At 38.1% G+C, this 14,269-nt stretch carries 15 protein-coding genes; 9 read left to right on the top strand and 6 right to left on the bottom strand.

What is annotated here, in order from left to right; all coding sequences use genetic code 11:
• The first annotated feature begins 54 nt into the window (after positions 1 to 54).
• On the top strand, positions 55 to 306 hold the full coding sequence (locus QL995_RS18530) for a DUF2999 family protein (RefSeq protein WP_007582532.1): 252 nt from the start codon (positions 55 to 57) through the stop codon (positions 304 to 306).
• 81 nt (positions 307 to 387) lie between these two features.
• On the opposite strand, the gene QL995_RS18525 is transcribed toward QL995_RS18530, so the two are convergent.
• Complete coding sequence (locus QL995_RS18525; protein ID WP_290294807.1) at positions 388 to 888, bottom strand: fasciclin domain-containing protein; 501 nt, start codon at positions 886 to 888, stop codon at positions 388 to 390.
• A 183-nt stretch (positions 889 to 1,071) separates the two neighbouring features.
• Between QL995_RS18525 and lepB the strand changes: the two genes are divergently transcribed.
• A complete protein-coding gene (lepB, locus tag QL995_RS18520) occupies positions 1,072 to 1,722 on the top strand; it encodes a signal peptidase I (RefSeq protein ID WP_290294806.1) in 651 nt (216 codons plus the stop codon).
• A gap of 234 nt (positions 1,723 to 1,956) precedes the next feature.
• Here lepB and QL995_RS18515 read toward each other — a convergent pair whose 3' ends face one another.
• Positions 1,957 to 2,604: a bifunctional 4-hydroxy-2-oxoglutarate aldolase/2-dehydro-3-deoxy-phosphogluconate aldolase gene (locus tag QL995_RS18515; protein WP_290294805.1), complete on the bottom strand. Its 648-nt coding sequence runs from the start codon at positions 2,602 to 2,604 to the stop codon at positions 1,957 to 1,959.
• A gap of 116 nt (positions 2,605 to 2,720) precedes the next feature.
• Entirely contained in the window at positions 2,721 to 4,742 is a 2,022-nt protein-coding gene (metG, locus tag QL995_RS18510) for a methionine--tRNA ligase (protein WP_290294804.1), read from the bottom strand.
• A 187-nt stretch (positions 4,743 to 4,929) separates the two neighbouring features.
• Between metG and apbC the strand changes: the two genes are divergently transcribed.
• Together apbC and dcd are read left to right on the top strand one after the other, a co-directional pair.
• Complete coding sequence (gene apbC, locus QL995_RS18505; protein WP_010554232.1) at positions 4,930 to 6,006, top strand: iron-sulfur cluster carrier protein ApbC; 1,077 nt, start codon at positions 4,930 to 4,932, stop codon at positions 6,004 to 6,006.
• Positions 6,007 to 6,012: 6 nt separating this feature from the next.
• Positions 6,013 to 6,597 (top strand): dCTP deaminase, encoded by a 585-nt coding sequence (gene dcd, locus QL995_RS18500; RefSeq protein ID WP_290294803.1) that lies wholly within the window; start codon positions 6,013 to 6,015, stop codon positions 6,595 to 6,597.
• Positions 6,598 to 6,691: 94 nt separating this feature from the next.
• Here the strand turns inward: dcd and QL995_RS18495 are convergent, their stop codons facing one another.
• Positions 6,692 to 7,168, bottom strand: coding sequence for a hypothetical protein (locus QL995_RS18495; protein ID WP_169060142.1), 477 nt, complete (start codon positions 7,166 to 7,168; stop codon positions 6,692 to 6,694).
• Positions 7,169 to 7,257: 89 nt separating this feature from the next.
• Here QL995_RS18495 and QL995_RS18490 point away from each other — a divergent pair, with 89 nt between their 5' ends.
• Genes QL995_RS18490 through QL995_RS18480 form a run of 3 tightly spaced genes read left to right on the top strand, consistent with a single transcriptional unit; the run spans position 7,258 to position 9,064 of the window.
• Positions 7,258 to 7,596 (top strand): DUF4277 domain-containing protein, encoded by a 339-nt coding sequence (locus tag QL995_RS18490; protein ID WP_169060143.1) that lies wholly within the window; start codon positions 7,258 to 7,260, stop codon positions 7,594 to 7,596.
• On the top strand, positions 7,482 to 8,891 hold the full coding sequence (locus tag QL995_RS18485; protein ID WP_356948001.1) for an IS1634 family transposase: 1,410 nt from the start codon (positions 7,482 to 7,484) through the stop codon (positions 8,889 to 8,891). Before QL995_RS18490 ends, QL995_RS18485 begins: the two co-directional genes overlap by 115 nt.
• An 11-nt stretch (positions 8,892 to 8,902) precedes the next feature.
• Positions 8,903 to 9,064 (top strand): hypothetical protein, encoded by a 162-nt coding sequence (locus QL995_RS18480; RefSeq protein ID WP_169060144.1) that lies wholly within the window; start codon positions 8,903 to 8,905, stop codon positions 9,062 to 9,064.
• A 1,658-nt stretch (positions 9,065 to 10,722) separates the two neighbouring features.
• On the opposite strand, the gene QL995_RS18475 is transcribed toward QL995_RS18480, so the two are convergent.
• Both QL995_RS18475 and QL995_RS18470 read right to left on the bottom strand, forming a co-directional pair.
• The gene (locus QL995_RS18475; RefSeq protein WP_290294874.1) at positions 10,723 to 11,502 is read right to left on the bottom strand and encodes a CLCA_X family protein; all 780 of its coding nucleotides are present in this window, start codon (positions 11,500 to 11,502) and stop codon (positions 10,723 to 10,725) included.
• A gap of 24 nt (positions 11,503 to 11,526) precedes the next feature.
• Positions 11,527 to 12,123, bottom strand: coding sequence for a tRNA-uridine aminocarboxypropyltransferase (locus tag QL995_RS18470; RefSeq protein ID WP_010554237.1), 597 nt, complete (start codon positions 12,121 to 12,123; stop codon positions 11,527 to 11,529).
• A gap of 137 nt (positions 12,124 to 12,260) precedes the next feature.
• On the opposite strand from QL995_RS18470, the gene QL995_RS18465 reads away from it, so the two are divergent.
• Positions 12,261 to 12,605, top strand: a complete 345-nt coding sequence (locus tag QL995_RS18465) for an Hpt domain-containing protein (RefSeq protein WP_007582543.1) — start codon at positions 12,261 to 12,263, stop codon at positions 12,603 to 12,605.
• A 105-nt stretch (positions 12,606 to 12,710) separates the two neighbouring features.
• Positions 12,711 to 13,928 carry a pyridoxal phosphate-dependent aminotransferase gene (locus QL995_RS18460; protein WP_290294802.1) on the top strand — a complete coding sequence of 406 codons (1,218 nt, stop codon included), beginning with the start codon at positions 12,711 to 12,713 and terminating at the stop codon, positions 13,926 to 13,928.
• The last annotated feature ends 341 nt before the right edge of the window (positions 13,929 to 14,269 follow it).

The following is a 14,269-nucleotide window of genomic DNA, read 5'->3' as shown; positions in this document are numbered from 1 at the left end:
TTTTAGGGTTTAGCCCATATACTAAGCCCTATAAAAAACACTTAAGGTTTAATAATGAATCCAATACTAGCAATACTTAAAGAGCACAATGTAAGCGACGAAAAAGTAAAAGCATTGTTTGAAGCGTTTACTCAAAACCCAATGATGGCAATGGCGCTTGTTCAAGAGCTTGGTATTCCGCCAGAAAAACTACAGCAACTAATGGCAGTCGTAATGACTCAACCGCACCTTATTAAAGAAGCGACTGACGAACTTGGTTTAGATTTTGAAAAAGTAAAAGAAGCGAAAGAAAAACTAAATCAATAATTTTTTATGTGATGAAACAAAAATAAATAAAAGAGCATAAGTATTTACTTATGCTTTTTTATTTGGCTTATTCTTTTATGACTACTCTTTTGGAAGTAGTACGGTGTCGATAACATGAATTACGCCGTTGCTTGCTTTTACATCAGCTTTTACAACTTTAGCGTCATTTATCATTACGCCCATGCTGTCGGCTTTAACCATAACTGATTGGCCTTGTAGTGTTTTCGCACTATCTACCTTCATTACGTCGGCTGCCATCACTTTTCCAGACACTACGTGATAAGTTAATACCGCCGTTAGCTTGTCTTTGTTTTCAGGCTTGAGTAGCATTTCAACAGTGCCTTCAGGTAATTTAGAAAATGCAGCATCTGTTGGTGCAAAAATAGTAAACGGTCCTTTACCTTGCAGTGTTTCAACTAAACCTGCGGCTTTAACAGCAGCAACAAGAGTAGTGAACGAACCATTTTCAACGGCTACTTCAACAACGTCTTTTTTCATACCATGATGATCAGCATAAGCTATTGTAGTAAATCCAAGGCTTGCAGTTGTAAACAATAATGCAGTAGTAATTTTCTTAAACATTTTATTTTCCTTTAAGTTAATACCCGTTGGTTTCGTTAAATGTTACGACGCTCTAAATTTAATCGATCAATTAAAATTAGTAGTCAACATGTTTTGTTACATCATTGATTGAACTGCAGCTAATTAGCAAAGTCATATAAATAGTTACTCAATTAAAGACTTGTTCAATTGAAGGGAATAGGCATGAAATTAGTTTATAAGTTTTGGAAAAATAACCGCTCTCTTATCGTATTTATTGCACTGATGAGCGTATTTAGAAGCGCTGTTGCCGATTGGTACGAAGTGCCAACAGGCTCAATGAAACCGACCATTCAAGAAGGTGACAGAATACTTACCGATAAAATGGCCTACGATATTCGCGTCCCATTTACGCACATAAAATTACTTAAATTAGCGGATCCACAAGCTGGTGATATTATTGTTTTTGACTCACAAGCTGCCGATAACCGTTTAATTAAACGTGTAATTGGTGTGCCAGGAGACACCGTTGCGCTTGAAAATAATGAGCTCATTATTAATGGTAAAAAACTTAATTATGCAGATCAGCGAAGCAACATAGACTCGCTTGATAAAATTGAAGATTTAAACGGATTAGAGCATTCGATAAGAGTGGCAAATATTCCTTCACGTTTATCGGGGTTTGATGCAATTACAATTCCTGATGATTATTACTTAGCAATGGGCGATAACCGAGATAATAGTGCAGACTCTCGTGTAATAGGTTTAATTCCGCGTGATGAGCTATTAGGAAAAGCAGAGCGCGTTATAGTATCGCTTGATTATGATAACTATTACCTACCAAGAAAAGATCGCGTATTGAAAAAGCTCAATTAAAAAGAATGTTTAGGGCCTGTTGACCTTTCATGATTAAAATTTGTTCAATTTAGGGGCGATTTAATCGCGGCGTTAGGTTTGTAACCTAGTGGGCTCGATAACCGCTCCTGCGTTATTCTACTGACTTATATCCATGTAAGAATAAGTAAAAATCGGGCAAAGTTTCCGCATCCAGCTGCAAATTCAACCTCGAAAGATAAACAGACCCTAATTTTATAGTTAAAGTATAACTGCCTATTTAGGCAGTTTACTTATATAGCTTTTTACAAGCTTAGTAAGATCAATGCGTTCTTGTTCTGTGTTGACTATTTTACAAAAATCACTACTTACTGCTGCGCCGCAAGCACCTGCGTCAAACCACTGAGATATATTATCCAAAGTAATACCACCAACAGGCATTAATTGTGCTTCTGAAAATGGACCTGTTAATGCTTTAAAGTAACCAACGCCCATACTGCCCGCAGGAAATACCTTAATAATATCTGCCTTATATTCAATTGCATTTGCTACATCGGTAGGTGTTAGCGCGCCCATTAATACTGGTAACCCGTGCTGGTGGGCAAGTTCGACAACCGATTTGTTGGTATTTGGCGTTACAATAAACTGCGCGCCTGCATCAATTGCTTGCTGAGCAAGAGTAGTATTTATTATTGTACCTGCGCCAATAAGTGCGTTTTTATGAGCTGCACGAGCTTTTGCTATTTCTTGCTCAAAGCCCGGTGTATTTGACGTGATCTCGAGTGCGTTTATGCCCGCATTAACTAAACAATCAATTAATGGTGCTACATCACCTTGTTGCTTTAAGCGCAGTATGGCGACTAATTTGTGTTGTTTTATTTGGCTACTTACTTTTGTTCTGTTGGCATCTAAAATTTGGGTCATAATTACAATTCACTTTATTTAATACAGAGGCATTCGTATTGAATATACGACTAAACATTGCTTTTGCCCATAAAAAAACCGCTGATGTATCAGCGGTTTTTATTGTATGAGTAATATTACATTACGCGCATACCAGGCTCTGAGCCGTCATCTGGGTTAAGAATATAAATTTCTTTTCCGCCAGGACCTGCTGCTAATACCATGCCCTCCGACATACCAAAGCGCATTTTACGAGGCTTAAGGTTAGCGACCATAACGGTTAACTTACCTTCAAGATCCTCTGGTGCGTAAGCTGATTTAATACCTGCAAACACTTGGCGAGTTTCTCCGCCTAAATCAAGTGTTAGCTTAAGTAGTTTATCAGCGCCTTCTACGTGCTCTGCTTTAGCAATTTTAGCTACGCGTAAGTCTACTTTTGCAAAGTCATCAAATTCTATTTCGTCGCTAATCGGCTCTTTTGCAAGTGGGCTGTTAGGGTCAATAGTTACTTTTGGCGCTAAGCTTTCTTTAGATTCTTCAACCATTTTATTTACTTTATCCATTTCAACACGCTGCATTAACGGTTTAAATTTATTGATAGGGTGGCTTACGAGTGCATTTTGAACGCCGTCCCATGCAAGGTCGTCATTTAAAAATGCTTGTACGTTGTCGGCCATTTCTGGTAGCACTGGTTTTAAGTAAGTAATTAAAACGCGGAACAAGTTAAGACCAAGAGAACACACTTCGTGTGCTTCTTGTTGCTTAGTTTCGTCTTTAATTAATACCCAAGGTGCTGCGCCATCAATAAATTGGTTTGCTTTGTCGGCAAGCGCCATTATTTCGCGAATTGCACGGCTGTAATCGCGGTTTTCGTAGTGTGTTGTAATGCTAGGTGCAGCCGCTTGAAACTCTGCTAACAGCTCTGGTTGCATAATTGTGCTGCTTAGCTTGCCATCAAACTTTTTAGTAATAAAGCCAGCACAACGGCTCGCTATGTTTACTACTTTACCTACTAGGTCCGAATTTACGCGTTGTGCAAAGTCTTCTAGGTTTAAATCAAGGTCAACAATACCGCTGCTTAATTTTGCTGCGTAGTAGTAACGTAAGTACTCTGGGTTTAAGTTATCTAAATAAGTACGCGCTTTAATAAACGTACCCTTTGATTTAGACATTTTTTCGCCATTTACAGTGACAAAACCATGAGCGAATACGTTAGTTGGCTTTCTAAAATTAGCGCCTTCTAGCATTGCTGGCCAAAATAAGCTGTGGAAGTAAATGATGTCTTTACCAATAAAGTGATAAAGCTCAGCGTCTGAACCTTCAGCCCAAAACTCATCAAAGTTGATGCCTGTTTTGTCACACAGGTTTTTAAAGCTCGCCATGTAACCAATAGGGGCATCTAACCAAACGTAAAAATATTTGCCCGGTGCATTTGGAATTTCAAAACCAAAGTAAGGCGCATCACGGCTAATATCCCACTGCTGCAGGCCATCGGTAAACCATTCGTCTAGCTTGTTAGCCATTTCTTGTTGAATAGTGCCCGAGTGTAACCACTCTTTTAGCATGCCTTCAAATGCTGGCAGGTCAAAAAAGTAATGCTCAGAATCTTTAAGTACAGGCTCAGCGCCCGACATTACAGAACGTGGGTTGATTAAATCTGTAGGGCTGTATGTAGCACCACATGAATCACAACTGTCGCCGTTTTGGTTTTCAGACTTACACGTTGGGCAAGTACCTGTTACAAAGCGGTCAGGTAAGAAAATACCTTTTTCAGGGTCGAATAATTGCGAAATAGTGTGCTTTTTAATATGACCGGCATCGTTTAGGCTGTTATAAATAAGCTCGCTTAATTCTTTGTTTTCTTGGCTGTGCGTACTGTGGTAGTTATCAAATTTGATATTAAAGTCAGCAAAGTCGCGTTGGCGCTCTATGCTTACTTGTTTTACCGCTTCTTCAGGCGTGATCCCTTGTTTTTGCGCATTAAGCATAATTGGTGTGCCGTGGGCATCGTCTGCGCAAACATAATAAGCTTCATGGCCTTGTAACTTTTGAAAACGTGACCAAATATCAGTTTGAATATATTCCAATAAATGACCTAAGTGAGTAGGGCCATTTGCATAAGGTAATGCGCTGGTAATCAGGATCTTTCGCTGCGTCATAATCATTCCGAATTGAGGATAAAACGCCGTTTTTATTATACAAACGGCAATTATCATTAATTTATCTACAAGCTATCTGCTTAGAGTGCGCACAGCTTATGGATTTTTATTAATTGACTGGTGTTAATGCCCTGAATGTTACATAATTCCGAGGCACTTTTCATCAAAGAAACGCTATTTAATTGCTATGTTTGGACTGTCGAAACTATTCTCTTCTAAATCGGTGCAAAAACAACCGATTATTACTGCCTTAGCGGCATATCGTAGTGCGGCTTTTGCCGTCGGTATTGACGAAAGCTTCATTAATACTATTACTCAAAATGACGATAAATCACTACACATTAAATTAACCCTGCCATTTGCTGGGCAATCAGAAATGCCTTTAGTTGAGCAACACGTAAGTGAAAGCTTAAATGTGCCTGTAACAATTAGCGCCAAGGTTATCATTAAAGAGGCAGCTAAGTTTAAGGCGATTAAACATATTGTGCTTATTGCCTCAGGCAAAGGCGGAGTAGGTAAGTCGACTACTGCCGTTAACTTGGCGGGCGCCCTTAAAAACGAAGGCGCAAAGGTCGGTATTTTAGACGCTGATATTTATGGCCCATCTATTCCAATGCTTTTAGGCTTGGTAGGCGCAGAGCCCGTCACTAAAGATAACAAACAGCTACAGCCTTTTGATGCAAACGGCATTAAAGCGCAGTCTATTGGATTTTTAGTTCCAAGCGATGATGCCACCGTATGGCGCGGGCCAATGGCGTCAGGCGCGCTTAGCCAATTGCTTAACGAGACTGATTGGGGCGAGCTTGATTACTTAATTGTGGATATGCCACCGGGCACCGGTGATATTCAACTTACAATGAGCCAAAAAGTACCCGCGAGCGGTACTGTTATTGTCACTACACCGCAAGACTTAGCCCTTGCCGATGCGCAAAAAGGCATTGCTATGTTTAATAAAGTAAACGTGCCAGTGCTGGGCTTAATTGAAAACATGAGTTATTACATTTGCAGCCACTGCGGTGAAGCTAACCACGTATTTGGTAAAGACGGCGCACAAAAACTTGCGCACAAGCACGGCGTACCCGTACTTAGTCATATTCCTCTTGCAATAGATATACGCGAGTATTCTGAGCAAGGAAAACTTATTGCCAACGATAACGACGCGGCGATAAGCAAAACATACAGCGCAGCAGCGAGGCTTATAGCCAGCACGCTCTATTATCAACAGCATCACAATGCAATTGAAATTGTGATTACAGAAGATTAATAAATAATGAGACTTTCAGACACACATATTAATGAATACCTAAGCGATGGTCGCATTGTTATTGAGCCAGCGCCAATAAGTGACATGATTTCAGGCGTAACTGCCGATTTGCGATTAGGTAATAAATTCAGAACTTTTAATGCACACAACGCGGCATACGTCGATTTAAGTGGTCCAAAAGATCAGCTAAATAAAGCCATGGAATCAATCATGAGTGAAGAAATAGTGCTTGATGAAGGTGAAGCATTTTTTTTACACCCAGGTGAACTTGCTCTAGCTATTACACACGAAAAAGTAACTCTGCCAGCAGACATAGTAGGGTGGTTAGATGGACGCTCATCACTTGCGCGTTTAGGGTTAATGGTGCATGTAACAGCGCACCGAATAGACCCAGGCTGGAGCGGTAATATTGTTTTAGAGTTTTACAACTCAGGTAAATTACCACTGGCGCTTCGTCCACTGATGAAAATAGGGGCTATGAGCTTTGAAATGCTATCGGGCCCGTGTGCAAACCCATACAACATCCGTAAAGATGCAAAATATAAAGACCAAAACAGTGCAGTAGCAAGTCGTATTAGTGACGATAAGTAATCACCAAATATAGACATTACTCGTCTATTTTATGAAGCGCATAGCCCAGTAATTCAAAATACTGGTTAAGCGCTTCACTTTGTAGATAAGTAATTTACTGTTTTTCTGCTAATACGATATTTGGCCAAGTAGAGAACTCTGATTCTGGAATCTCTGACCATTGGGAAGCTGGTTGATACGAACCATCACAATCATTTTTAATTTTTAGCATTGAAACTTTAACTTGGTCATTAATTATTTGATACGATGTTGATATACCACAGCCACCAGAACCCCGATATTTATTATTAGTTATGGTGTAATTTGACATATCGCTACGCAAGGCCCCCCACAATAAAGGCTTACTAAACTTATAAAAAGGTGCTTTAGTTAAATCCCCAGATATTACGGTATCAATATGACCTGAAGCATCATCATTTGCGATAAACTGTGGAAATGATAATAGAGTATATTTACCTGAATTTTCTTTAGTTTCTAAAAAAAACATCAACCCTTGATTGTAAGCACCTGTTGTACAAACTACTAAAGTTAATTGGCGATCGTCATACCAAGTATACGTATCAACAGACATTGATCAGACCAATTTCAAAAATTTCGATTTAATTTAAACGCTTAATCCTCCTTAATTTGATAAAATCACACCTCAACTTTGAGGTGTATATGAATCTAAAAATCAAACGGTTAGACCATCACGGTATTGTTTCAGGTGTTATAGAAGACTTAAAAATTGTCAGCCTTTTAGATCAATACTTACCTCAAGACGATAAACAAGAAATCACCCCTGGTGAAGCCGTAAAAGGAATGATCATGAATGGACTAGGTTTTGCCAATCGTCCTTTATCACTCAGCCCTCAATTTTTTACTAACTTGCCTCTTGAACATTTATTTCGCGAAGGGGTTCAAGCATCACATTTCAAGCATCACATTTTAATCGTCACAAACTTGGTAGAACTCTCGATCAATGCTTCGAGTTTGGCTGTGAAAGCTTATTTTCATTAGTCTCCGGACAAGCATGTGAAATAGAACAAGTTGATAAAACCTTTGAATCACTTGATACAACGAGTCACTCACTGACAGGTGAATATGCTTTTGATGATGAAGATAGTGATGAAAACGTCATTAAAATTACTCATGGACATAGCAAGGCTCACCGTCCTGATTTAAAACAAGTCGTACAAGAAATCATTGTTAGCCAAGATGGTGGGATCCCGCTTGCGTGTAAAAACTGGGATGGTAACAGCGCAGACACCGCTATTTTTAAAGCGCGAAGTGAGGCGCTTGTCGACGAGTTTAAAAAAAGCCAAGCCCCTAAATACCTTGTGGCAGACTGTAAACTTTATCATAAAAGTAATGCTGAGTTTTTAACCAAGATTCAATTTCTCACGTTAGTACCTTCAACTATTTCTCTTGAAAAATCCTCTATAAGAACAGCCATGGCAGCCAACCAATGGGTTAATATTGATGATAATTATCAATATGTTGTTGAAGAGGTTGAACATATGGGGATAAAGCAAAGATGGATGATTATTTATTCAAAGGTAGCTAATAGCCGAGCACAAAAAAGCATTGTTCGACAAGTTGAGCGAGCACACACAGGCATCAAAAAAGACCTATTCCATTTACAAGCTCAGCGTTTCGCTTGTCAAACTGATGCGCAACGCGCATTAGATAAATTAGCGAAAAAGATGAAGCACCATCAAATAGCGACTCAGCAATTTATTAAGCATAAAGTCTATGAAGGTAAAGGGCGACCTAAAAAAGATGCGCCAGTAAAAAATATTGAATGGCAAATCACGGCCGAAATTGAAGAAAACGAAAGTGCAATAAAACAGATTGTAGAACAAAAGTCATGCTTTGTATTAGCAACGAATATAGATAAAAAATCGCTTTCCCATGAAGGTTTGCTTAAGCACTACAAAGCACAATCTGAAGTAGAAAAAGGGTTTAGGTTTTTAAAAGACCCCTTGTTTTTTGTTTCATCATTATTTATCAAGAAGCCAAGTAGAATAGATGCTCTGTTGATGGTGATGACACTTTCACTGTTAGTTTATTCAATCGCGCAAAGACGAATGAGAGCGAATATGAAAAAAGAAAAAGCCACGATAGCGAATCAAATCAATAAAGAAATACCTAACCCAACATTACGTTGGGTCTTTCAGTGTTTTGAGGGAATTAATCTACTCCAGCAAGGCGACAAAATAAGCTTGGATGGTTTTGATGAGTTCAGGGAAAAAATAATAAGGCTCATTGGTGGACATGCGTTGCATTTATATAAAATCCAAAAAGTTGCCTAGAGGTCTGATCAATGCCTGTTAAAATATTAGTAAAATCACAAGCAAAAGATATGGGTGAATATTATGGAGTAATTTCTAAACAGGAGCTGAAGGATATAATAACCAAAGAGTTTGGCCCAGAGTATTCGAGAGGGGATAAAGTCGAATTTTTAAACTCAGAGAAGGATGTATGAAATCATATAACACCGTTAGCTATTGCCTTTAAGGCCTGCTTTTTACTGATAATTTAGAACTTAAAGATCATAAGGCAGTAAAAAATATCTCATTTATTCTAAAATTATCAATATCTTGCGTAGCAATAACCGGCGTTGACGCTCTTGTTTAACTATTGCGTTGATAGGTTGGATAACTTAATATATTAATTTCTACTTTATCTAACAACCAAGGTAATAATAAGCACTTATGAAACAACTCTTTGTTAAAACACTGTCGGTCATTTGTAGTCTTTTATTTCTAATTATTAGTATTCTATTGATTTTCGGAATACTCACTAATCGCGACGAGAGCCTAAATCTTTTTTTGTATATCCCATTTGTATTTGTTCCGTATCTGTATGTTGTAGTGCGAGCATGGGAAGAAAATGTTTTAAAAAATCAGCATTTGATCATACGATTTATCATGCTCTGCTCGGTATTATTACTGTTATTTGCTGATGTGCTTGGTTACTTCGTATCACAAAATGTTTATAGTATATCCTCTATTTTCTATGATTATAATGCTTCCTCTACTGCTGAAGTAGCGATGTATGAGCTTGTAGGTTTGTTATTACTTCATTCGTTATTAACTTATTATTCTAAAAAGCGAATAATACCAAATGCATAAAGTTAGTGATCAATTTGTTAGCGTGTATAAATTTTCAGTAACAAGGTGCGTGATTGACTATGACATAGGGCCCGTAGTGGAATGTTACAGGAGTAATTATTGAGTAATAGTTGGCTTATTATTTTTATTGAAAGCAACGTAGCTATTAGATAGTTAGGTCGCCTTAAAATGAACTCTCATTTAATGCAATTGACGCGAAGCCTACGTTAATAGACACTTTACTAAACGTTGTGTCATCGACGACATAATAGGTAGAAAGTAGAAGGCAAAGATAAGTAAAGAGATAAGTAACTTTCAGATTTTATCTCTACTGATTTATCTAGGAGTATGCCAAGCCTATAAAGTCATAGTTAAAGCCGCCCCCTAATCCCACATGCCCTCTAATCAATGGCACGATTTACTTTATTTTCTCTTTTTTTATTTTTTCGCAATGAAGGGTGCCGAGGCTAATCATTAAAGGGATCACTGACCCGACCAAAAAAGCAATTAACAATATAATTGACAAGTTGATGTAATAGATATGAGTAGGCCACCCACTTTGGACTTTTTTGTAAATTAGAGGCCAACCATGGTTAATAACTATTTCAGTAGTGAGAGTGTCCCACGATTGTTCGCTTGATTCTTCTTCATGTGAAAGCATAATGGACGTTACTATTATAAAAATGAATATGAGCTGGATAAAAAAGCTTTTGGATAGGTAAAATGTCTTTGGCATAATGAACATGGTCTTTTTAGATGGCTAAATGTATACCAGTTTAGTATAAAGGCGGCGATTAAAGATTACAACCCATGCTGCAGCCTGACTTAATTGAATGATATAAAAGACTATCACTGTATTTTACGTTGTGTGCGGCGTGCATTTTTACAAGTAAACTTCACTTTTCCTGATTTAAAAATTTGAATTTTGGGCTTACTGCTTCATAGGGAATAGTAAGTGTTATTTGAAGTACCATAGATAATAAAACTATATAACTAATGCTAATAAACTTTAGTCTTTCATCGGTTGAATTTACACTTTATGAAGCGCATAACCCAGTAGTTCAAAATACTGGTTAAGTGCTTCATTTGCTTTATTAATATGCTCAGTGTTTGGGTATATTAAATTACTATTTTGTAAGCCTCCCACCAAAAAGCTATTTTTTATATTTGAATGCTGCTCAATACAGGCTTCAAAACAACGTGCTGCAAGTTCCTCTGGCATGCTCATGTAATTCATGTTTTGTGCTTTATCGTGTTCTATGCATGTTTGTACAAAGTTATTTGCATCAATACCATCTTCATCTAAAAATATATGTTTATAAAAACTGTTCAAAGCATTATTAAGTGGATGCGATAAATTAGGCGTGTTTGAAAGCCACAATTTTGAGGCAAAACCAAAGCGGGGTTTTGCTGCAAATAAATGCTCGCTTATATGATGATCAAACGCATGGAACCATTCGTGAGCAAGTGCACCACCGCCTGCATTTTTTGCAAGAGCAAGTGTTTGAGAGGCTGCGTTATAATGCGCTTGCACACCTTTTTGACCACCATGACCAAACGCAAAATTAAGCTTCCCGCGCAGGCCAATTGCTTTAGGTGGTAAATGCAGTATTTGCGCAAGATCCGCCAGTGCATCGTAAATTAAATTAGCGCTAATATAGCGCTCTTCTTTAGTTACCCATTTACCGACGACCATTGACCTAAAGCCAAAGGTATCTCTTATATCGCTAAAGTCGACTTGGTCGTCAAAGCGATAGTCGGGGCCTTGGCGAGTAAAGCCACGTTTTAGCCTGTTAGGGTAGTTACGCATTGCAAGTTTCATATAGTAACGAATTTAATCTAAGTAACGTGCTTTTACGTGCTCGGGCATGTGTTGGGTTTGTTTTTGTATTAATTCATCAAGCACATTATAAAGTGGTGCAGGATTTAGCTGCTCTATTAAAAACAAACTATGCGCTACAGCTTCAAGTGTGGATAGGCTGTCAGCCCTAGGGGCTTTACGAATAGCATAACGATTTTTAGGTAACTGTTTAAAACTGACCGTTTTGAATTGATTTAGCAATGTGGTGAGCTGCAAAATTTTGTAGGCTTTTTTCCATGTACCATCAACCACGATTAAATGGGTGATGTTTTTTATATTAGATTGCTCAGCGCTATCGTCTAAATTTACAGCGTGTTCGTTAGGGTAGAGCAAAACAGTTGAGCTTACTGGCAGTGATTTAAGAATAGAAAAGTCGTCATTATTTTCGCCTTTGACTATTTGGCAATCAGTTAGACACAAATTGAGTAGTTTAGCGGTATTCTTTGCTATTTTTTCTTCGCTTGGGTGCTGTAGAATAATAACCTTAACTTTGTTGTTTATATTTGTAATTGCGCTGCAAATACAGGTGTTAAGTGCAAAGTTACAATGATTACAAAGTGTGCGTGCCATTTAATAAACTTTTTGTTGCCAGTATGATCCCCACAATTATACATTTATAAGGTAATTAAGTTGGTTTTTTTTACGCATCAATATAAAGTAGTACTATTAAACTGTAATTTACATGGATTGTTTTAAGGGCTTAAAATATGACAGAAATAAATATTGATACATCAGCATTAGAGAGTATGGAATCGTTATTGGGTGAGCAGTTTGCTGATACACTTGATTTTTGCTGCTCGGAGTTTGAGCGTTTAGGCTCTGAAGTTTTAGCAACCATTGGAAAAGACAGAGAAGCGGCGATTCGTCATTCTCATAGCTTAAAATCTAACGCTGCGCAGTTTGGTGCTTCAAGCCTTGCTGAAGTATCTCGCGTTATTGAACAAAATTTAAACCTAGATAACTTAGCTGAAGCCATCGACGCATCTAATAGTTTAATGGCCCAAGTAACAGGCTCTCAAGCTAAGCTAAATGAATGGTTAGCATCTCGTTAATTATTGAAACTGAAACGTGAATTTATTTCAGTATTAAGTAATCAAATACACTGGCATTTTGCGCCTTTACTAGGTTAGTCTAAAGACTCACTAGTCGAGGTAAAAATGTCTGATATTAAAAAGAGTCACAAACTAGAAGGTGTATGTTATGACATTCGTGGGCCGGTTTTAGCGCAAGCTAAAAAAATGGAAGACGAAGGTCAAAAAGTATTAAAATTGAATATAGGTAATCCGGCTGCTTTTGGTTTTGATATGCCAGAAGATATGCACCGCGATATTATCCGCAACTTATATTCAGCCCAAGGTTACTGTGACTCTAAAGGCCTCTATTCAGCCCGCGTGGCTATTTATCAGCATTACCAACAACGTGGATTACATAATTTAGATGTAGATAACATTTATATTGGTAATGGCGTAAGCGAACTTATTCAGATGATCACCCAAGCGCTATTAAATAATGGCGACGAAGTGCTTATTCCTGCTCCAGATTATCCACTTTGGACTGCTTCGGTCACGTTATCGGGTGGTAATCCCGTGCATTATTTATGTGATGAAGAGCAAGATTGGTTTCCGGACATTGCAGATATAAAAAGTAAAATCACGTCTAAAACTAAAGCTCTGGTATTAATTAATCCTAATAATCCTACTGGTGCGGTTTACAGTGATGATTTGTTAATGCAATTAATTGATATAGCGCGTGAACATAAACTGCTGTTATTGAGCGATGAGATTTACGAAAAGATTTTATACGATGGTATAACGCATACTTCAATCGGCTCACTTTGCGACGATGTGCCTATTATTACTTTTAATGGTTTAGCAAAAACATACCGTGCAGCGGGGCTGAGAATGGGGTGGATGGTTTTGAGCGGTCGTACCTCGGTAATGGATGATTTACGCAAAGGCCTAGAAATACTTTCATCTATGCGTTTGTGCGCAAATGTACCTGCACAGTATGCGATTCAACAGGCTTTGGGCGGCGTGCAATCAATTGATAGTTTAATAGACCCCGGTGGTCGCTTGTATGAGCAGCGTGATATTGCATGGCGCGGATTAAATGATATTGAAGGCATTAGTTGTAAAAAACCTAAAGGCGCACTCTATGCGTTTGCCAAAGTAGATACAGCACTTTTTAACGTCAAAGATGATGAAAAGATGATGTACGATTTACTAAAAGCCGAAAAAATATTACTTGTGCATGGCAGGGCGTTTAATTGGCCAGATCCTGATCATTTTAGGTTGGTATTTTTACCAAGCAAAGATGATTTATCCGATGCGATGTTAAAAATGAAGCGCTTTTTTAAAGACTATCGCCAAGTATAGTTATTAAAAAAATAATAAAAAAACGAGCCAAATTTGGCTCGTTTTTACTTTAGTCATGAATATATTGGCAGGGCGTGTTGATCTTTGTGGATTGAAATTTGTTCAATCTAGGGGCTATTAAATCGCGACGCGAGGTTTGTAACCTAGTGGGCTCGGTAACTGCTCCTGCGTTACCCTACTGGCTTACATCCATGTAAGAATAAGTAAAAACCGTGCAAAGCTTCCGCGTCCTGCTCACGCCCCTTACCTACATCCATGTCATAGGTAAGATCTTAAGAAATTGAGTTGAAGCTCAATTCATGATCAAATGGTTGTTACCACACAAACCACAGAATCAAGAA

Source organism: Pseudoalteromonas sp. APC 3358 (assembly GCF_030408075.1).
GTDB lineage: Bacteria > Pseudomonadota > Gammaproteobacteria > Enterobacterales > Alteromonadaceae > Pseudoalteromonas > Pseudoalteromonas arctica.
The sequence above is the reverse complement of the archived record's forward strand: the minus strand, read 5'-3'. Positions and strand labels throughout refer to the sequence as shown.